This window comes from Synechococcus sp. CS-1332 (genome assembly GCF_025127995.1).
In the GTDB taxonomy this organism is placed as follows: Bacteria; Cyanobacteriota; Cyanobacteriia; order PCC-6307; family Cyanobiaceae; genus Cyanobium.
In genome coordinates, this window is the sequence record NZ_JAHLYP010000051.1 from 15,103 (window position 1) to 33,450 (window position 18,348).

The following is an 18,348-nucleotide window of genomic DNA, read 5'->3' on the forward strand; positions in this document are numbered from 1 at the left end:
TCGTGTCCCCATCGGCGCCCCAACCGCGGGTGTCCCAGGTGCCGCACGGCCCCTCCATGGAGTGAAGGCCTCCCGGCTTGATCGCCCATCGATGAAGAACCTCTGGATCGCGGTCGAAACCAAGTACGGCATAGGCATCGCAGAGCACAACCTTCACCGGCTTCCCCCTTGACCCGCCGCCCAGCCTCACCAGCACGGTCCCTGCAGCCGATGAAAGCGGCCAAAGCCTTCCTGCTGCTGACGCTGCCCCTCACGCTGCTGTCCGCCTGCGGCCTCAGCTCGAAGGACTTGAGCGGAACGGCCTACCTCGCCATCAGCATCGAAGGTGACCAGCCGCTGACCAAAGGGATCCTGCAGGAGGAGGTCCTGCAGGCCCAGATGATTGTCGAGGCCTTTCGCCAACTGCACCCGCACGTGGCGATCGAAACAAACCTCTTCCGCGAGAGCGATTTCATCGAGGAGGTGCGCCGCCGCCAGGCCGCTGGCCTCGGCCCTGATCTGATGCTGGTGGCTGGCTCCACCGCCCGCACCCTGGTGGAATCGGACCTGGCCCGGGACCTCACCATTCCCGAGGCCACCCGCAACCAGATGGACCCGGACTCCCTGGCGCGACTGGAGATCACGCCGGGGACTCTGGCGGGCCTACCCATCCTGAGGCGACCGCAACTCGCTTGCTACAACCGCAGCAAGGTGGCCGCCAGCCCCGCCACCACCGTCGCTCTGATCGACCAGGCCCGCCAGGGACTTCGCGTGGGTCTGGCGGTGGAATCGCGCAGCCTCTTCTGGAGCACCGGCCCCCTGGGAGCCGATCGGGCGATCATCGCCGCCGCGGCCGGGCGCCCCCTGGAGGCCAAGCAACGCCAGGGTCTGCAGCGCTGGCTGGAGTGGCTTTCGGCCGCCAACTTCAACCAGCAGGTGTTCATCGAGCCCGACCAGGAGGCGCTGGTGCAGGGTCTGCTGGAGCGGCGTCTGGACTGGATCCCTTGCAACAGCAGCAATCTCAGCCGGCTGCGCGCGTCCCTGGGGCCCGCCCTCGGGGTGAGCGCCCTTCCCAGCGGCCCCTACGGACCGCCCACACCGATCACGCGGCTGCGGGTGCTGGCCTTCGGCACCGGCTCCACGGCCCGGCAGCGGCGCGTGGCGGAAGCCCTGGCTGCCTTTGCCCTGAACCCCTGGATTCAGAGCACCCTGGCCACGGACAACCAGGACATGCTGCCCACCAATCGCTTCGTGCCACCCTCGGCCCTGCACACCCCCGTGCTCAAGGCCATGCAGCGGTCCGTCGAGCAGGCCGACGCCAGCGATGCCATCTCCAAGCTGCTGCCTGCTGGCGACCCGCGCGACCGTGAGCTCAGTGGCCTCGTGTCTGCCGTGGCCTTCGGTGAGCTGACCGCGATGGACGCCACCGAGGCCGTGATCAGGGCCCTCGCTCCTGTGCCATGAACGAGCTGTTCGGCCAGATCCTTGGCTGGTTGCCGATGCTGAGCCGGCCCCAGGTCCTCGTCCAGCTTGCCTTGGTGGCCCTGGCCGTGGTGGGAGTTCGGCTGCTGGCCAGGCGCTTCCAGCACTCGGCCCCGCACTGGGTGGTTGAACTCAGTGGCACGGTGGTAGTGGGAGGGCTGGGCTGCGGCTTGCTGGCCATGGCCCGGCAGCCGGTGACGCTGGCCTTGCTGCTGCTCACCTTCGTGGCCAGCCTGCAGGTGTCGGAGTTGGTGCTGCGCCGCAGCCAGAGCTGGCTGCCCGCCGATCAACTTCAGCCGCTTCGCTATCTGCTGATCCGCCCCTTCCTGTTCGGGGCGATGGTCTGGTCCCTGATCGAACTGCTGGACACCCGCGCCGAACTGGCTCTGATCCCCCTGGGTCGGTGGATGGGGGCGGATGTGAATGTCGGCGACCTGACGTGGTTGGTGGTGGTGCTGTATCTGCTCATGGTCTCCTCAGGGCCACCCTCACTGGGGGTGGCCTGGCTGCTCAAGCGGGTGTTTGCCCTTGATCGGGTGAGTGTGCGCGCCATGGGGTTGATGGTGCGCTACGCGGTGATCACGCTCGGCACCGTGGCTGTGATGGAGACGATCGGTTTCAACAGCACCGCCATGCTGGCCATTGCCGGAGGGCTTTCGGTGGGCCTCGGCTTTGGCATCAAGGAGGTCTTCGGCAATTTCGTCAGCGGTCTTTGGCTGTTGTTTGAGGGCTCCCTGCGGCCCGGGGACATCGTCGCCCTTGATGGCGACTTCTGCGAAGTGCGACGTCTGGGCCTGCGGGCCACGCGACTCTGGCGCGACCGGGACAATGCCGAGCTCGTGATCCCCAACCAGACCTTCTTCAACAGCACCACGGTCGAATTCGGCGTCGGTCGCACCCGCTTTCGCACCCAGATCGCCATCAGCGTCGATGCCAACCAACCGGTCAAGACCATCCTGGGCCTGCTGGAGGAGATCGCCGCCGCCGTGCCAGGTGTGGAGACCCATCTCCCCCCGAAGGCCTACCTGGAGGGGGTGGGGGATTGCGGCGCGGACTACGTGCTGAAGTTCTGGATTGCCAGTCCGTTCGAGAACCGGACCCGCTGCAGTGCCGTCGTCCAGTCCGTCGTGGAACGGTTCCAGACGCTGGGCATCGAGTTGCCCTACCCCCACATCGTGATCGAGCGGCCCCCCGTTCAGCCGAGCGCTCGGGGCACTGATCAGCCCGGCGACTGAGCCTCCAGTTCGCCGTCGGCGATCGCCGCCACCAGGCGCCGGTGATCGGCGCGACTCTGCTCGGCGTAGGCCCCTGCGAAGTCGGCCAGGAGCTCATCGGCGTCCCCCATGGCCTCCAGGTGGGCGGCGATGGCCTCGCCGTCGCCGGAACGGGCATGGGCCTTGGCCAGCACCGCCGCACAGAGCTCGCCGTAGTCGGCGAGGGCGTCCTGATTCAGGTCCTCCAGCTGAACCATGGCCTTCCAGTCGCGGAATTGACGCCAGTAGCTGGCCACACCACCGGGGGCGGCCTCCACCCAGCCCAGGAAGCTGTCGCTCACCGTCTGGATCAAGCGTTGGCCGCGCACCACCCGCTCGCCCGGGGAGCCCGCCGTGCTCGGACCCAGATGGGCCTCGAGCACCGACGCCCCCGCCTCCTTGCTCTGCAGGATCAGCAGGTCGTCGTCATCGCGGCCCTGCAGGAGGGCGATGGCGCAGCGGGTGCCCACCGATCCAACGCCAACGGTCTTGAGGGCGAAGTCGAGCACCTTGTAGCGGCCGACCAGCCACTGCATCTCCGGACGCAGGGAGGCGCGGTAGTGCTCGATGGACTGCTGCACGGACCGACGCAGCGCCACCGGGTCGGCTCCCTGGCTGGCCAACGATTCCAGGCTCCAGAGCAGGGGCGGGTCATGGCGGAAGCGGTACACACCATCGGCGCCCCGCTGGCAGAGCTTGCGCGCTGCCCGGCGGTTGTCGTTGTGCTGGGCCTGCTCGGCGATGGCATCGAGGAACTCCCGCAGGGGCTTGTGCTTCACCCCCTCCCGCCAGGCCGCCACATCGACGCGGTGATACCAGAGGTCGAGGTGGCCGAGCTTGATCAGATCCCGGTGGGCCTGCCGGTAGCGACGGGCGCTCCGGCGCACGATCGAACGGGCGTCATCGGCGGCAATCCCCAGGCTGTCCGCGGCCAGCATCACACTGGTCAGGAGCCGTTTGAGGTCCCATTCGTAGGGGCCCGGCAGGGTCTCGTCGAAGTCGTTGACGCCGAAGACCAGTGTGCGCTCCGGGGACGCATAGAAGCCGAAGTTCATCAGGTGGGCATCCCCGCAGAGCTGGACCATCACCCCCGAATGGGGCTGCCAGGCCAGGTCGATGGCCATCTGGGCCGCAGCGCCGCGGAAGAAGGCCAGCGGACTCTGGGCCATGCGACCGTGGCGGATCGGCAGCAGCCACGGCAGGCGATGGGCTTCCTGCTCCCGCAGGACGGCCATGGGATCGGGGCGCTGGCTGGTCATTCGAATCCCCTGCAGGTGGCCACATCGCAAGGCTGACAGCCGCCCAGGCCGCGACACTGAAAAGGGCCCTTCCAGGCCCCATGGGTCATGTGGGTGACAGAAATGAAAAAGCCTTTGCCGTCACAAGCCACCTCAGACAGGGCCTGGTATTTGGGGGAATCGCTGGGAGTACTGATTAGCATTGGGGAGCTTTTATGGTCACGCTGGTGACCATCCAGGCCACCGAGTCAACAGCAGACGCCCCATGCCAGCCATCAACTCAGGTCGTCCGTGGGAGGTCGGTTTCCGTTCTGCCGTTCGAGAAGGCCGCCAGGGATGGTCCGTCATCAACGCAAGGGGAAGAGTCCGGCTCAGGGTGCGGATCAGGGGGCCCCTGATGAGTGCGTAGTGCTCCCCGTCAAATGGGAACCAGGTGGCCAAGCGGCGGCCCTCCAGTTGATCGGCCACATCTACCGGCTCGTCGCCAGCGGCCAGCAGACGGTCAGGGGTGCCCTGCAGACGGTTGTGGAGGGAAGCGACACTATGAAGATAGGCACCGACTGGAGCGCCGCTGTGAACGGCCTCAGAACGGAACTAATGAATGGGCGTAACGAGATCCTCTATGCGACGTGGAAGACCAACTACCAGCAATACATGGAGGAAGCACTGCGGATCTTGGAGTGCCCCAATCCGCCCCACGATGGGCATGGGCTCCTCCAGCGCACTCTGGAGCGGTGGAAGGGCAAAGCGGCCAGCCGCGCGGCCTGCTGCATTGCCATCCGCAATCTGACCGATCACGCCATGGCCCGCCACCATGCTCCCGCCTGCTGGACCATCACGGCCCCGATGGTGAAAACCCTTCGGGGCAAACCGTCCGAGAAGCGAACAAAGGCCACGCTGGCCGATCCCGAAATGCTCTATCTCATCGAGGGGGTAGAGCGCCGAAACCCAGGCTGGGCGAATGTACTCCGCACCCTGGCGTTGTTCGGCCTGCGGCCTGTAGAGCTTCAGCACCTTGTTCCCAAGCCCGATGATCAGGGGGTGCTGAGAATGTGGTGCCGCTACCGCAAGACCTGCGGTGGCCAACTCACAGCCCCACGCTGGCTGCTGCCTGCGCCGCCTCACAACGCCATGGGTGAGCGGCAGGATTGGAACATCACCGGGGCGATGGCAGCGGGCCTTCTGGAGCTTCCAGAGGGGCGTGATGGTGGGTTCAGAGTGTTGAACGGCCACTACGTCGAACGGTTTCTACGGATCCAACCGGAATGGAAGGAGCTGAAGGCGCTACACACCGCCAGGGGGGAATGGTTGCGGCCATACACCTTCAGGGATAGTTACAGCCTGCGGTGCCATCAGCATGGGGTGGAAGTGGGGGCGGTCGCATCTGCCATGGGTCACAGCCTGGCGGTTCATGCCAGCAGCTACAGGTGGGCATCAGAGGCCACTACGGCGGCAGCGTTTGATGCAGCCTTTACAGCGTGAAGGAATACCAAAGCCCCTCAAGTCGGCTTGCCAGTAACAGGCCGGCGATATTCCGGGTGCTGTGGATTCCACGGCTCCCCGCAGTGCCCGCACCGCCAGGGATCTTCGCCTTCGATTTCAAGCCAATCCGCCCACCATTCCCTACTGGTTGTGTCATGCACTGGAAAGTCACGGGAAATTACCTGCTCGATAGTGCCTGCAATGGCCAGCAGCTGAGCAGGTTCCAGCGGCGGCCAACCCTGATCAGCCAGCGCACGATTAACGATTGGCGTCATGGGGCCCCACAGCCTCGACAGGAACGCTTCAAGGTCAGGGTCAGGAACAGGCTCTGGTGCTGGTTTCGGCTTCGGCTTGTTGCTGATCCGCAGCCTTGTACAAGCGGTTACGCAATCGATCAGCGGCGGCAGATCGGGCGGTGCCAGCTCCAGGAGGCGTTGACCGGTTGGAGTAGAGCGCAGGTAACCCTTGAGGGTGCCATCCTTGATTAAGCAGCACAGCTGCGCCCTGCTGTGGCCGGTGCGAAGGGCGGCTTCTGAAACTGAGTATGCGGCCATAATCTAATCGCGGACACGGGGTAGGGGTTCGTATAGCCTAATCAGGCTATTGAGCTAGCTCAATCTCATCGTTTTGGCCAGCTAAGTAGGCAACCAACGCGGATAGAATCAATCCCCTCTATGCAGCGCTCAAAGGGACCCGCTGTTTCATGCCAGAGGGGTGCGGCCCTCTAGCCTCTCCAGACCTTGGGCTAGCAGTGCGCGGGCAAGGGCAGCACGGGAGCAGCGCATCTTGTCCGCCCACTCCTGCAGATCAGCCGCCATTGGTGCCGGCAGCTTCAGCGGGACCGACAGCATGGGCTCACCAGGCCGGCGCATGTCCGGCAATACGAAAGGATCCAAAGAGGCCACCAACGAGCACCCTTCAGGCTAGGTATCTCAAACAGGCTAGCTCCAGCGATCAGCCGATTAGCGCGGCGATCGACTCCCTCAGCAGCCCCAGGTTCTCGCTCACGATCACACTGGCGGGCCGCTTCGTGGTGATCTCACCAGCCAGCAGTCCCACCAGATCGGCCAACGGGCCAGGGTGATTGACCAGCTCTCCGAAGTAGGCAGCGCTGGTCTGCACCTTTGCCCTTGCCTGCCGGCTTCCTTCGGCGTCGATCACATTCCCGGCCGCGGCCAGAACGCTCGCCCGCTTGGGGAGCGCAGCAGCCGACAGGTCCCTGATCTCGGAGCGCAATCGGGCACGAATGGCGGCGCGAATCTCCAGCAGCGGCTCCAGGTCGCTGCTCTCCAGTAGGTCCTCACAGCCGGGCAGGCAGTTCTGGGTGAAGGGGCGAAGGTATGCAAGGCGGGCGATCTCGGCGGCTTCCCTTGCCTTCGCGGCGGTCCAGTCGTTGCGGAGGGCCAGCTGGGCCAACTGACGTTGGATCGTGTCCGGGGCACGGCTGCTGCCGATGGCGGCTGCTACCTCCAGGGGGAGCCGCCCGATCGCCGCGGCCTCGAACAGATCCGGCGGCAGGTGGGCCAGCTCCAGCGCCGTTCGCGTTGTCCGGCCATCCCGGGGCACCCCGTAGGCGGCCAGCTCCTCGGGGCCCATGGCGGTATCCCTGAATAGCTTGGCCGCGTCGATTGCAGTGCCGCGCTCCTCTGCGATGTTCTGCAGAGCGCCGATGGTTCGGGCCTCGACGGCGGTTGCTGCAGATAGAAACCTCACCGCCACCAGTTCAACGCCACAGCGCAGGGCGAGGGCCAGCCGGTGATGGCCGTTGACAACGAACGGGCCTGGGTCTGCTCGATCGTGCCAAACAGTCAGTACGCCGGCCAGGTCAGGATTCCAGCGAGCGGCATCTTGCAGGACCGGCGTTGTACCTGCGCGGCTGGCATGGAGCTTGAACTGGAAACGCTGTGCATCAACACGAATCGACGCAGCGGGAATTGTTGTCAGCTGCACTAACTTCTGAGCCTCTACATCCGTACACGGAAAGTTAGGCAGGCTCAGACCAGCTCCAGAGGCTGGTCAGGCCGTCGGATGGGGTGCTCTCCTGCCGGTCGCCTCAGCAGCAGGCCACGGGCGCCCTCGGCACGTTCCTTGGCTGCGTCCTGGTCTAGGTACCGCTCCAGGGCGGCGAGGCTCTGGTGACCGGTCAGCTCTTCCACCTCCCGCAGGCTGTAGCCGGCGGCATGGGCGGCGGTGTGGGCGGAGTCTGGCGACGGCATCGGCCGGGGTCCGACACTGTCCGCTGAGTCTGGCGGCAGTGCGCGACCCATCAGAAAGCCCCAGCCGTAGCCGCGGCTCCTGGGTGCTTGAAGGGGCGCCCCATGTTGAGGGTGCCGGGGTCAGCCCCCGATCAGGGCGAGGGCAGCAGCCTCATTGTCGTGGCCAGGCTCGGGCGGAGGGTGTACAGGCTCACGTTTTATCCAGGACTATCCAGGACGCTGCAACATTCAGCGCATTGTTTTCTATGCCGCGCCGGAAGCATGCAAGCGTCATCTTTTGTAAAGCAGAAGTGATGCAGATATGCAGTGCATAATCGAAATTATTAATGGCCAGGATGTCATATGTGAAGAAGTGTAAGGGATTTTTTTGTGTCTAGATTTGCCTTGCTAACTATGTACGTGTTCCACCTTTGTTTTCCCCATGACAAAATCGAAAGTACTAGCTTCTTCAGCTTGGGAAGAGTTGCCTCCTATTGCCCAGCAAGAGATTGAGAAAATCATCTCAACCTGCTTTCCTGGGCAGGAGGTTACCTTTGATACTGAAGTTTTAGATACATGTACAGACCTATGCGACGTAGCTGAACAAGTCGCAACGGCTGCCTGCGAATTGCTTGACTTTCCCGCAAACATTATTTGCAAAGCTGCCGCCAAGGCAGCGGGCAAAGCCTGCAAGAAAGCTTGCTAGGGCTTAGCCGCAGAGCTTTGGGACAGTCTGGCCTGGCTTACGTCAGGCCAGGCCTAAAACGCTGCAGGCGTAGCCGCACTGAGGGGGCGCTTAGTGGTGCCTGCAATCGAGCAAGGCCTCGGGAATGGGGAGAATCACGATTCCCTCAATTCCCGGGGCTGATCACCTGCTACTGCTCTATCAAGATGAGGGGCAGGATCACTTCAACAGCAGGCCCCGGGCGGCCTCTGCCTTCTCCTTCGCGGCGTCGGCATCGAGGTACTTCTCCAAGGCGGCGAGGCTCTGGTGGCCGCTGATCTCGGCCACCTCTCGCAGACTCAGCCCGGCGGAATGGGCAGCGGTGAGGGCGGAGCGGCGGAAGCTGTGGCTGGAGACCCCCTCGATACCCAGGCGGTCGGCCAGCTTGCTGATCGCGGTCTGCGCTCCACGGACGCTGAGCGGCTGGCTGGCGACGCCAGGAAAAATCCAGCCCTTCTTCGTAGAGGGGCAGGCCTCCTTCCAGGCCAGCAGGTAGCGGCAGGCCACCTCGGGCAGGTTTGATGGTCCGGCCGGCGCCGGTCTTGGTGATGCCGCCGGGCACGTTGACAACGCAGGCAGCGACGTCGTTCCAGGTCAGAAGGGTGACCTCGCCGACCCGCATGGCGCCGGCCGTCATCAGGGCCACTAGGGCGGCATCGCGAGGCCTGGCGATCTCCAACATCTGGGCGATCTGGGCGGCGTCGAGCACGGCGGCCCGCTTGACGGGGGTCGACGTCGCAGGCCGGTCCCTCAGGAGGGCGCGGTCGGCGGAGCGGCGGGAGGCGGGGGCCATGAGGGTCGTAACCGGTCTTTCCATAGTTGCGCCTTTTCTGCATGAGGCGCTTAGGGAGCGGGCTGGTCTAAACGGTTACTTCTAATTAACTACCACACCCCATCTGGTCGTGGGCATTGGCCGTTAAGGCCACGATTAAGCAATGAGAAGGAATGATTTTTTTTGGCGCGACTTACTTATTGCGTCATCGTAGCTGGCCATGGCTATAAATATTCATTCTTTCACTGTTTTCGTCAATGCTTCTTACTCGCTAGGAGCGGATCCAGCATGTTCTTGAGCGACAGATCCAGACAACGAAGCAACCTCTGATCCGCCTAGGCCTAAAGCGGCAGCTTTCATCAAGTCATAGCAGTCGATGCAAGCAATCTTGTTATCAATATTCCAGATAACGATAAACACACTTACGATAGAAGGGAAAAGGAATAATCCAGCCCACCTTCGAATATCTTTCCAGTCAAAAGGTGCATTTCTGTAAATTATATTGTAAAACGACTTCAGTATAGATGCAATTACCGCGGCACCTATCAAATGAGAGGCTTTGCCAATGATTTCAAATTCAAACATCTACAATTTATCCCTAGCCTTTTTGGGCTATTGGAGCCTCTCCGGAGATGCTATTCAGAAGAACTGATAGCAACGGTGTAGTTTCCCTGTACTTCGTTTTAGTTGTAAAAAGAGGAGCACCGTCTTCGCCAAGGTTCTTTGACTTAATATAGATGCTTCGGTTTGATAGAATCTTAATAACTTCACTTATGTCTAGCTTAAGCTCTTCCGCAATTGAGTTGGGATTTCGCCATGTAAAACGAGAGCTGTTAATTGCGTTTTCAACTTTTTTCATACTTGATAGACCCGATTTAACACGCCTTTGAGCCTTGGCTCGCTTTGGGATGATTTCAACAGCTGCAGAAAATCCTTGACCACCTTCTTGGCGCTGCAGCTGTTGCGAAGTAGAGGCGTTTGCCGCCCCGGTCGTTAAATTGAATATTGGCATTAGCCTAGAGATGAAAGGGAAGGAAATGACTGCGTTGCAAGAGATTTGGCCACAAACGGCCTTAACGGTGCGACAGTGTACTCAAAGGCACAATGCCTGCATATGAGGCACTTGCGTGGTTCTACACCATAAAACATGGCAGCGCCAAATGGCTGTGTGCATTACCGACATTTGTTGCCGAATGAATGGCCATGCCTCTCAGCGTTTCAGTCACGTGGCGCTCGAAAGGTCTTCTCCCGAGATGAGATAAATGAATTTTTTGTTACGGACACTATAAATAGCGCGTGCCGTGAGCGCATACGCTACATATAGCGTAACTCCCCTCCCCCTTGTTAGGGGTCGCACGATCTAGGGCCATTCACTGCAGCGCATGAGGCTCATTCCCCCCCTCTCTCCTTGGGGTAGTGGGCTGGCGTCCATGTGTCCACCTTTCCAGCAGTGGCGCACCTGGTCAGCATTGGCGCCTGGATCAAAAGCACGCGAGGCAATTGCTGCGAGTTACGACATCTCTACTTTTCATCACGACACCCGGCGTTGGCCTGCTTCAGGCAGAAGCCCCTGACGCACCGCAACCTGCACCGCCCCCCGCCTGAGGTGCTTCCTGGCCCATCGCTTCTGCATCCATGCCCACCAGCTCGGCCGGCTTCTCCCTGCCGGTAGTGCTCGGCCCCCAGATGTGCACACCTCGACCACGCCGAAGACTCCCTGGGCCGTGGCCTGTGGCCCGATCTTCACTGTTCCAACCGCACTTGGGGGTTGGGCCTCCTAGCGACCAAGCCAGTGGAGGCTGGCCTTGGCATCCCGGCACTAAGCGCTATGGTCTAATCGCTCAATCCAGTGCTCGCGAGGCACACCTCGCATTACCGACGCCCGGCGAGCCTGACGCGCTCCCTGCGGGTCAGGAGCCCAAAAACTTGTGGCCATTTCCCACGACTCTGTTCAGGATTGAGCCTGGAGCCAGCCAAAGGCCGAACGGCATGCCCGCCCATTACCAACTGCGGATCGGCCTCGACCCTTCCGGCCGCGGCGCCGACTTCCGGCTCCTGGATGCCCATGGCAGCCAGATTGACTATCACCACACCGACATCGCAGCTCTCACCGCCAGCCGGCAGCAGGGGCTCTTCGATCTGAGGCAGTATCTGCGGGACTACATCGAGGAGCAGCGCCAGGAGGAGGAGATCACCGCCATCGGTGTCTGCATCGCCCACGACCTGCTGGGGGAGAAGATCACGCAACTCCTCTGGAAACCGATCAACCAGCGCACCCTCTCCATCCAGCTGCCGACCGGTCCGCAACAGGCCCATCCCCTCGCGGCCGCTCTGGCCCGTGTCCCCTGGGAACTGACACGCCCGAGCGCCAACCAGCAGACCCTGGCGGAGCGCAACCTGGTGGTGCGCATCGAACCCCCCTCTGATGCCCCCTGCTCGGAGCCGCTGGTGCTTGAGGCCGATGAACCCCTGCGGGTGCTGCTGGTCTTCGCGGCATCGCGGGGCTCAAGCCCCCTGGCGGCGCGCAGCGAGCGGCGTGAGTTGCTTGAACTGTTCGAGCGCGAGATCTACCCCGGCCGGAGGATCATCGCGGATGTCCTTTCCTATGGCGTCACGAAAGAGCGGCTGATCGATCAGATCCAGCGCCATGACGGCTATCACCTGATCCACTGGAGCGGCCACGGCCACCAGAACCTGCTGGAGCTCGCTGACGCCGATGGCCATCCGGATCCAATCAGTGGGGAGGAGCTGGTGGAGCTGTTCGCCGATGCCGGGGGTTTCCTGCCGCGGCTGGTGTTCCTCAGCGCCTGCCATTCCGGCGCACCGCTGATCAGGAGCTGGAGCTCGTTCCTGGCGGTGGCGCAGGGCGTAGAGCCCACCGGGACGAAGGTTGCCACCGCAGAACAGAGCACACCCTCCTTTGGCACGACCGCCCCGGGCGATCCCTCCCGCAGCGAGCCGGCCGGCTTCACCGGCACCGCCGCGGCCCTGCTCGCTGCCGGGGTGCCGACGGTGGTGGCGATGCGCTTCGCGGTCGGGGATGGCTATGCCCGCCAGCTGGCGGTGGCCTTCTACCGCCACCTACTGGCCGACCAGGCGCCCAAGGAGGCGGCAACGGCGCTGGCGATGGCCCGCCGGCAACTGATCAATCATCCCCCGGGCGGTGCAAGCTGCGCGTGGGCGGATCACGCCACACCCCTGCTCTACGGCCAGCTGGACAGCTGCCTCCCTATCCGCCAGCTCAGCGGTCGCTCACCGGCCCGTGGGGAGACCCGCCGCCGGCTGCACAGCATCCCCGAGCTCACCGCTGCCAGCCACGATTCCTTCGTGGGGCGCACCTGGGAGTTGGCGGGCCTCGGTGCCCGTTTCCTCGGCTCCACCGGCGGAGCCGAGGTCACCCCGGTGGCGGTGATCACCGGGCTGGGCGGCATGGGCAAGAGCGCCCTGCTGAGCGAGGCGCTTGACCTATGGGAATCCCGCTTCCAATGGCTGCTGCTTTATCAGGCCAAGCCCAGCGCCCTGAGCTTTGAGGGGACCCTGCGGGACATCCATCTCAGGCTCGCCGGGGAGGAGCAGCGCTACTACACGCATGTGCAGCAGCACCGCGCCGATGCCATCCACCGCGAGGCAAGCGAGACCTTCACAGGCCCCAAACGGCTGCAGCGGTTGATGGAAAACCTCTGCCGCGCCCTGCGCGATGAGCCCATCCTGCTGGTCCTCGACAACTTCGAGACCAACCTGCTGCCCCAGCCCGACAACGCCGATGGAGCCGAGCCCCTCTGGCGTTGCCAGGATCCGGCCTGGGACCAGTGCCTGCAGCTGCTGGCCAAGCAGCTGCAGGGCTCATCCTCAAGGGTGCTGATCACCAGCCGCCGTCCCCTGGCGGCCCAGGCCGGCGGCCGGGGGTATGGGGTGCCGCTCGGGCCGCTGCAGCGCGCCGAGGCGGCCCTGTATCTGGGCTCTCAGCCCACCTTGCGCGCGATGGCCTTCGGGGAGGATCTCAAAGAACGTCAGCTGGCGCTGCGGCTGCTGAGCGTCAGCCGCTTTCACCCCCTGCTCATGACGCGGCTGGCCAGGCTGGCGGCAGCTCCGGACCGCCGTTCCCAGCTGCTGGAGGCACTCGACACGCTCGAGCGGCAGAAGGACTTCGCAGCATTACCGGAGCTCTTCACCGGCACTGCCGCTGAACAGAACCGTGAGCTGGAGCAGAGCTACCTCCGTGACGCCCTCACCACCTCCACTGATCAGCTGATCGCCCAGGCCGGCGCCGGGGCCCGCCAGTTGCTATGGATCCTGGCCCTGGCCAATGATCCGGTCTCCCTGCGGCTGCTGGAGGGGCTGTGGAGCACTGAGAGTCATGAGGTGCAGCGAATGCGGTTTGTCCGCAAGCTGTTGGATCTGCGGGACACCCTGCCCCCTGAGCAGCAGCGCAAACTTGATCAGATGCCCCGGGAGGACCATGAGGCGCTTCAGGCCCTGCCGAAGGCCCCGCAACGCCCCGCCCTGCAGCCGCTGCTCAGCGCCCTGATGGCGGCGGGGTTGCTCCAGGAGCGGCAGGTTCCCACCGGCAAGAAGCCGGAGCAGGCCGTCACCTTCTACAGCGTCCATGCGCTGGTGGTCGAGCGCATCGACGCTTGGATGGAGCACCACCCCGCCGAGCAAGGGGATCGCGACGCCGCTGCGGTGCGGCGAGACTATGCCGAACACCTGATGGCCTGCTACGAGGACCTCCTGCACCAGCAGGGCAGCACGGCGCAGGAGGCTGGCCGTCAGGCGATCGTCTACTTCGTGCAGGCCGGTGCCTACGACCAGCTAGGCGGTGTCGCCGGCCAAGTGGTCACCAGCATCAAAGACCCGGTGCTACTGCAGGGCCTTCTGCCCCACCTCCATTGGGCCGTAGACACGGCACCCGCAGGCCGGCCGCGCATGACATGCCTAATCCTTCTCGCCGATGCTTTGCACAACAGCGGTGCTCCACGCCAGAGCCTGCCGTTCTATGAGCAGGCTGCCGACTTGGCGCGCCTGGCCATAGCAGACAGCGTGGAAGAAGACCGCGAGGGCTGGATGGTCCTGGCAGTGACCTACGCCAACTGGGGGTGTGCACTGAGGAACTTGGGGGAGCTGCAGGCCGCCCGCGACCTGCACATGCAATCTGCTGAGGCTGAGAAGAAGGCAGGCGGACCCTTGATCGGTGTGATCAACAGCGAACTGCAGGCACTGGGCATTGACATTACGCAGGGCAAATCCCGTTCGGCTCTGCCGGAAATCGAGCTGCACCTGGCGCAGGTTGACGAGTGGTGGCACCAGAGCCGCTAGGGCCTGAGCGTACCGGAGGCACCGGATCTGGAAATGCTCAGCCGCACCTACCTCACTGCGCTGCATGTCGCTTTTCGCGCGGACTACGACCGCATGGACTGGGTCTCGGCGCTGGCGCGTCTTGAGACCAGCTTGCAGGTGAAGCAGGCCCTGGGCCGTTCCGCCGAGGATATCGGGGGGACCCGCTTCAATCGGGCCTCGACGCTGATCGCACTCAACCGGCTGGATGAAGCACAAGAGGAACTGGTTGCCTGCCTGGAGCTGTTCACCAACGATCCATCTATGACTTCCAAAGTGCGCGGTTCCTTAGCGGCTTTGTTTCAAAACCTAGGTGATACTGAGCAGGCCATTCGCCAGGCTTGCCAGGCCCTGGCGATCACAGAGCACCTGCAGGATCCAGAGAGTCGCGCCATCTCCCACGGCAGCCTGGCGATCTACCTGCTGGACGCCCGTGATGAGCAGGCGTCCAGGGAATCCGCCCGCCACCAGCTGGCCGCCCTGCTCTATCGCCACTGCGCGGGCCTGAATCAGGGCCTGCAGAACTCCCTAGTCAACTACGTCAAGATATTCCGGCAGGCGGAGGTGGTCGGCAGCGCTCTGGTGGTGCCCCGAGTGGCCGAGCTGCTGGCCGATCCGGCCTTCGGGCCGCTGGTCGAATGGTTAACGCAGCTGCAGGTTGATCTGGCAGAGCTGCAACAAAGAACCGATCAGATCCTGGAGCAATGCCGCCAGCAGGCCCTCGCCGGCAACTGATCCCCTCCCCCTCTCCCGCCATGACTCCCTCAGGCTCACCCGATCGCCCCATCACCGAACTGTTGGCCGAGCTGGAGGCGGCTGTGCGTCAGGGGAATGCTGCGGCCGCCGGCCAGCTCGAGCAGCTGATCCTGCAACAACTCGCCCACCAGGCAGCTGAAACCGCCGCCATCGAGCAACAGGTCCAGGGACTGATGGCGCAGCTACGCCAGCCGCCCGAGAAGCCCCGAGAGGATCTGGAGGAACTGGAGGAACTGGAGAGCTTCCTCAACCCGGAACGTGGCACACCCTCACCTCAAAGCTTCTCCTTCATCGGAGGCAGCCTTCCCTTCTCACCGGGCGCGCCCTCCGCGAGGCCTGCTGCCATCACTGGCACGGTGGTGCCGGTCTGGTTCGCCACCAACCGAACTCCCGCCGGGGATGACTATGGAAACAGCCGCGGCGCCAGCACCTCCTACGGCCGGGCCCTAGTCCATGTGCCGGCGGGCCATCGCTTCGGGGAGACGGGAAGAAGTTTCTGGAAGCGGCTGAAACGCTTCGATCTCCGGGACGATCGTCTCCGCCTGCAGGCCATCGAACCGCGCCAGCACGAAGCCTTCTTTGCTGAGCTACAAGCCGCTATGGATCAGGCGCGGCAGGAAGGCGCCGCTCCCCACGCCCTGATCTTTCTGCACGGTTTCAATGTCAGCTTCCAGGAAGCCGCCATCCGCGCTGCCCAGCTTGATGTGGACCTCAACGTTCAAGGCGCCACCGCGTTCTTCAGTTGGCCGTCGCGTGGCAGCCTCACCGCCTATCCATCCGATGAGGCCACCATCGAGGCCAGTGAGGCGGCGATCACCGACTTCCTGATCGATTTCACCCGCCACTGCGGCGCCGAGACGGTTCACCTGATCGCCCACAGCATGGGCAATCGCGGGCTACTGAGGGCCCTGCAGCGAATCGCCGCGGATACGCAAGCCCGATCTACGGTGAAATTCGGCCAGATCTTCCTGGCCGCTCCTGATGTGGATCGTGATCTGTTCCTTGAACTGGCACGTCACTATCCCCAATTCAGCAAACGCGCCACGCTGTATGCCTCATCGGCCGATCGGGCCGTTGGCTTCTCGGCCCGTCTGCATGACGCGCCCCGAGCCGGCTACTTCTCTCCATACACCGTGGTGGAAGGTGTAGACACCGTGGCGGTGCCGAACTTCGATCTGGACTGGATCGGCCACGGGTACTTCGCCGAAGCCGAGGCGCTGCTGAATGACATGTTCGATCTCATGCGCCGCGATGAGCCACCCCAGGCCCGCCAGCGCCTAGTCGCCGACGAGCAGGACGGGGTGCAATTCTGGAGGTTCAACCGCTGAACACGGAGGACATCAACCGTTGAGAGCTGACCTTCGGCGGGCATCATGGGATGAGCGATATTGAGCTGGCCGCGTAAGACCGCGGCCCATTGACAGATCACTTTTTTTCTTTGCTACATTCAAGGAATGAATTGGCGGTGGCCTTGCTGCTGCAGCAACTTCAACGGTGATCGAGTGTCTATAGAGTCTTGGCCACTCCTGCAATCAGTCAATTTCGGCGAGGATGATTGTCATTCCAGGGCTGGCTACATCCCTGATCTGATTTTCCCATAATGGTTGCAGTTGGGAGTGAGGCGGCCACTAATGCGTCTTGCAAGTTGCCTTTCACATTGATTTTGGGGTCGCCCGATTTTGGACCTTTCCCCATCGCCGCGAAGTGATGACCCCTCCCAGTACCCCCTACCGATTCCTGTTGAGTCATCTGGCGGACCAGTCCGCAACTACGAGCGCATGGGTTGCATTGCGGATGGCAACGTTTCCCGGCATCAGTGAACGCGGGACGCATCGTCCACCAGCAATTGCACCCACGCCACCGCCGACTACCTGGGTCGCTGCTAGTCCCAACGCATCCATCATCCATGTCCTGCACCATCACCTCCACCGGCTTCGCCCTGCTGGTTGTGCTCGGCCGCCAGCTGGCCATCCACGTCGATCGCTGCACCGAATTCCTGGGCCGTGGCCTGTGGTTCGATCGTGCCGGCGGCGCCATCAGCTGGGGGCTGGACCTAGGGCGGCTCCGGCTTCGCCTTGTGATCGATCGCGCCGAGGGTCGCCACTTCACCGGCTGGGTTCTGTTCTGACAGGGGCTTAGGGATGCCGGCTGGCTCCCTCACCATCGAGCATCACTGCCACGCGCACCACCACCAGCCCGTCGAGGCGGCAGCCAGGTTCGAGCCCTGGAGCTGGTCTTGCCAGCCGGACGCTCTACATTCCCGGCCGGGCGCAACCACTGATGAATACCGACACCAGCGACCGGGCCGTGCTGCTGTCCCTGGTCGCAGGGGCCGCCACATTCGAGGCCCTGGCCCTGCTGATCCCACCGGCGCGTGCTCCTGCCCCTTAGGCGCTTACTCCCCAGCTGGCGGCCCTGCAGGTGCGCGAGCTGCGGAAACTGGCCCGTACTGCTGGCCACCATGCCCTGGCCTGCTCTGGCTGCCGCGCCGATCTGCTGCTGGCCCTGGCCTGACCAGCGCCGCATCCACCACCACCACCGACACGCCATGACAGCCACCACCAAACGCCCAGCAGCTGTCCCGCAAACGACCGTTTCCGCTACACCGGATCGGGGACGGAACCGACCACGGAAGGCCAGGGGGTCTGCTGTCTCGCAACCCTGCCCCGTTTCGGTTGGGGAGTCCCCTCCTTTGCGGAACGGCAGGGGGCACGCATCGGCTACGGCCGCGTCAGCGCCATCGACCAGGACGCCCAGGCCCAGGTGCTCCGCCTTTGGGTAGGCGGCTGCATCGCATTTCGCGAGGTACTGGCGATACGCGAAGGCCTGGCCGGCGCGAACCATCCTCAGGTTGATGCTCTGCCCATTGCGCTGGATGTCGGCCACAGTGCGCCCATAGCGGTCACGGTCCTTGATGACCAGCTGAACCTTCGCCCCGATCGGTGCCAGCTCCTGCAGCAGGCGGCGGGAGGCCATGCCATAGGGCGCCTGCGCAATCTCCGGGGCATCAATGCATGACACCCGGATCGTGATGTTCCTCCCCACCATCCGCGACCCGCAGTGTGTCGCCATCACCGACTGAGATCACAGTGGCCGCTGCGGCAGGCCCGGCAAGGAGTAGCAGTGAGGCACA

The 18,348-nt window shown here is 63.6% G+C and carries 14 protein-coding genes and 1 pseudogene; 8 read left to right on the forward strand and 7 right to left on the reverse strand.

What is annotated here, in order from left to right:
- Window positions 1–210: 210 nt before the first annotated feature.
- Entirely contained in the window at window positions 211–1,443 is a 1,233-nt protein-coding gene (locus KQ305_RS13175) for an extracellular solute-binding protein (protein WP_259725860.1), read from the forward strand.
- Window positions 1,440–2,696, forward strand: coding sequence for a mechanosensitive ion channel family protein (locus KQ305_RS13180; protein ID WP_259725861.1), 1,257 nt, complete (start codon window positions 1,440–1,442; stop codon window positions 2,694–2,696). Before KQ305_RS13175 ends, KQ305_RS13180 begins: the two co-directional genes overlap by 4 nt.
- Here KQ305_RS13180 and KQ305_RS13185 read toward each other — a convergent pair.
- Window positions 2,681–3,973: a DUF2252 domain-containing protein gene (locus KQ305_RS13185; RefSeq protein WP_259725862.1), complete on the reverse strand. Its 1,293-nt coding sequence runs from the start codon at window positions 3,971–3,973 to the stop codon at window positions 2,681–2,683. The two genes, KQ305_RS13180 and KQ305_RS13185, sit on opposite strands and share 16 nt — an antisense overlap.
- 435 nt (window positions 3,974–4,408) lie before the next feature.
- On the opposite strand from KQ305_RS13185, the gene KQ305_RS13190 reads away from it, so the two are divergent.
- Window positions 4,409–5,434, forward strand: a complete 1,026-nt coding sequence (locus KQ305_RS13190; RefSeq protein WP_259725863.1) for a site-specific integrase — start codon at window positions 4,409–4,411, stop codon at window positions 5,432–5,434.
- 17 nt (window positions 5,435–5,451) lie between these two features.
- On the opposite strand, the gene KQ305_RS13195 is transcribed toward KQ305_RS13190, so the two are convergent.
- The 3 genes from KQ305_RS13195 to KQ305_RS13205 all read right to left on the reverse strand — a co-directional run bounded on the left by KQ305_RS13195 (window position 5,452) and on the right by KQ305_RS13205 (window position 7,650).
- Window positions 5,452–5,988 carry a hypothetical protein gene (locus KQ305_RS13195; RefSeq protein ID WP_259725864.1) on the reverse strand — a complete coding sequence of 179 codons (537 nt, stop codon included), beginning with the start codon at window positions 5,986–5,988 and terminating at the stop codon, window positions 5,452–5,454.
- A 400-nt stretch (window positions 5,989–6,388) separates the two neighbouring features.
- The gene (locus KQ305_RS13200; protein WP_259725865.1) at window positions 6,389–7,153 is read right to left on the reverse strand and encodes a hypothetical protein; all 765 of its coding nucleotides are present in this window, start codon (window positions 7,151–7,153) and stop codon (window positions 6,389–6,391) included.
- A gap of 275 nt (window positions 7,154–7,428) precedes the next feature.
- The gene (locus KQ305_RS13205; RefSeq protein WP_259725866.1) at window positions 7,429–7,650 is read right to left on the reverse strand and encodes a hypothetical protein; all 222 of its coding nucleotides are present in this window, start codon (window positions 7,648–7,650) and stop codon (window positions 7,429–7,431) included.
- Between the two features lie 421 nt (window positions 7,651–8,071).
- On the opposite strand from KQ305_RS13205, the gene KQ305_RS13210 reads away from it, so the two are divergent.
- Window positions 8,072–8,335, forward strand: coding sequence for a hypothetical protein (locus KQ305_RS13210; protein ID WP_259725867.1), 264 nt, complete (start codon window positions 8,072–8,074; stop codon window positions 8,333–8,335).
- 198 nt (window positions 8,336–8,533) lie between these two features.
- On the opposite strand, the gene KQ305_RS13215 is transcribed toward KQ305_RS13210, so the two are convergent.
- Together KQ305_RS13215 and KQ305_RS13220 are read right to left on the reverse strand one after the other, a co-directional pair.
- Window positions 8,534–8,860 (reverse strand): site-specific integrase, encoded by a 327-nt coding sequence (locus KQ305_RS13215; protein ID WP_259725868.1) that lies wholly within the window; start codon window positions 8,858–8,860, stop codon window positions 8,534–8,536.
- Between the two features lie 863 nt (window positions 8,861–9,723).
- Window positions 9,724–10,137 carry a hypothetical protein gene (locus KQ305_RS13220; protein ID WP_259725869.1) on the reverse strand — a complete coding sequence of 138 codons (414 nt, stop codon included), beginning with the start codon at window positions 10,135–10,137 and terminating at the stop codon, window positions 9,724–9,726.
- 977 nt (window positions 10,138–11,114) lie between these two features.
- Between KQ305_RS13220 and KQ305_RS13225 the strand changes: the two genes are divergently transcribed.
- From KQ305_RS13225 to KQ305_RS13240, 4 genes are all read left to right on the forward strand, one after another.
- Entirely contained in the window at window positions 11,115–14,441 is a 3,327-nt protein-coding gene (locus KQ305_RS13225; RefSeq protein WP_259725870.1) for a CHAT domain-containing protein, read from the forward strand.
- Between the two features lie 33 nt (window positions 14,442–14,474).
- Entirely contained in the window at window positions 14,475–15,194 is a 720-nt protein-coding gene (locus tag KQ305_RS13230) for a hypothetical protein (RefSeq protein ID WP_259725871.1), read from the forward strand.
- A gap of 20 nt (window positions 15,195–15,214) precedes the next feature.
- Entirely contained in the window at window positions 15,215–16,543 is a 1,329-nt protein-coding gene (locus tag KQ305_RS13235; protein ID WP_259725872.1) for an alpha/beta hydrolase, read from the forward strand.
- 578 nt (window positions 16,544–17,121) lie between these two features.
- A complete protein-coding gene (locus KQ305_RS13240) occupies window positions 17,122–17,343 on the forward strand; it encodes a hypothetical protein (protein WP_259725873.1) in 222 nt (73 codons plus the stop codon).
- Window positions 17,344–18,056: 713 nt separating this feature from the next.
- Here KQ305_RS13240 and KQ305_RS15455 read toward each other — a convergent pair.
- Window positions 18,057–18,287: pseudogene (locus KQ305_RS15455) on the reverse strand (thermonuclease family protein); the annotation flags it as partial.
- Window positions 18,288–18,348: the final 61 nt, after the last annotated feature.

Coding starts and splice junctions, on each gene's coding strand:
- KQ305_RS13175 (WP_259725860.1), top strand. CDS start 211: ATGAAAGCGGCCAAAGCCTTCCTGCTGCTGACGCTGCCCCTCACGCTG.
- KQ305_RS13180 (WP_259725861.1), top strand. CDS start 1,440: ATGAACGAGCTGTTCGGCCAGATCCTTGGCTGGTTGCCGATGCTGAGC.
- KQ305_RS13185 (WP_259725862.1), bottom strand. CDS start 3,973: ATGACCAGCCAGCGCCCCGATCCCATGGCCGTCCTGCGGGAGCAGGAA.
- KQ305_RS13195 (WP_259725864.1), bottom strand. CDS start 5,988: ATGGCCGCATACTCAGTTTCAGAAGCCGCCCTTCGCACCGGCCACAGC.
- KQ305_RS13205 (WP_259725866.1), bottom strand. CDS start 7,650: ATGCCGTCGCCAGACTCCGCCCACACCGCCGCCCATGCCGCCGGCTAC.
- KQ305_RS13210 (WP_259725867.1), top strand. CDS start 8,072: ATGACAAAATCGAAAGTACTAGCTTCTTCAGCTTGGGAAGAGTTGCCT.
- KQ305_RS13220 (WP_259725869.1), bottom strand. CDS start 10,137: ATGCCAATATTCAATTTAACGACCGGGGCGGCAAACGCCTCTACTTCG.
- KQ305_RS13225 (WP_259725870.1), top strand. CDS start 11,115: ATGCCCGCCCATTACCAACTGCGGATCGGCCTCGACCCTTCCGGCCGC.
- KQ305_RS13230 (WP_259725871.1), top strand. CDS start 14,475: ATGCTCAGCCGCACCTACCTCACTGCGCTGCATGTCGCTTTTCGCGCG.
- KQ305_RS13235 (WP_259725872.1), top strand. CDS start 15,215: ATGACTCCCTCAGGCTCACCCGATCGCCCCATCACCGAACTGTTGGCC.
- KQ305_RS13240 (WP_259725873.1), top strand. CDS start 17,122: ATGTCCTGCACCATCACCTCCACCGGCTTCGCCCTGCTGGTTGTGCTC.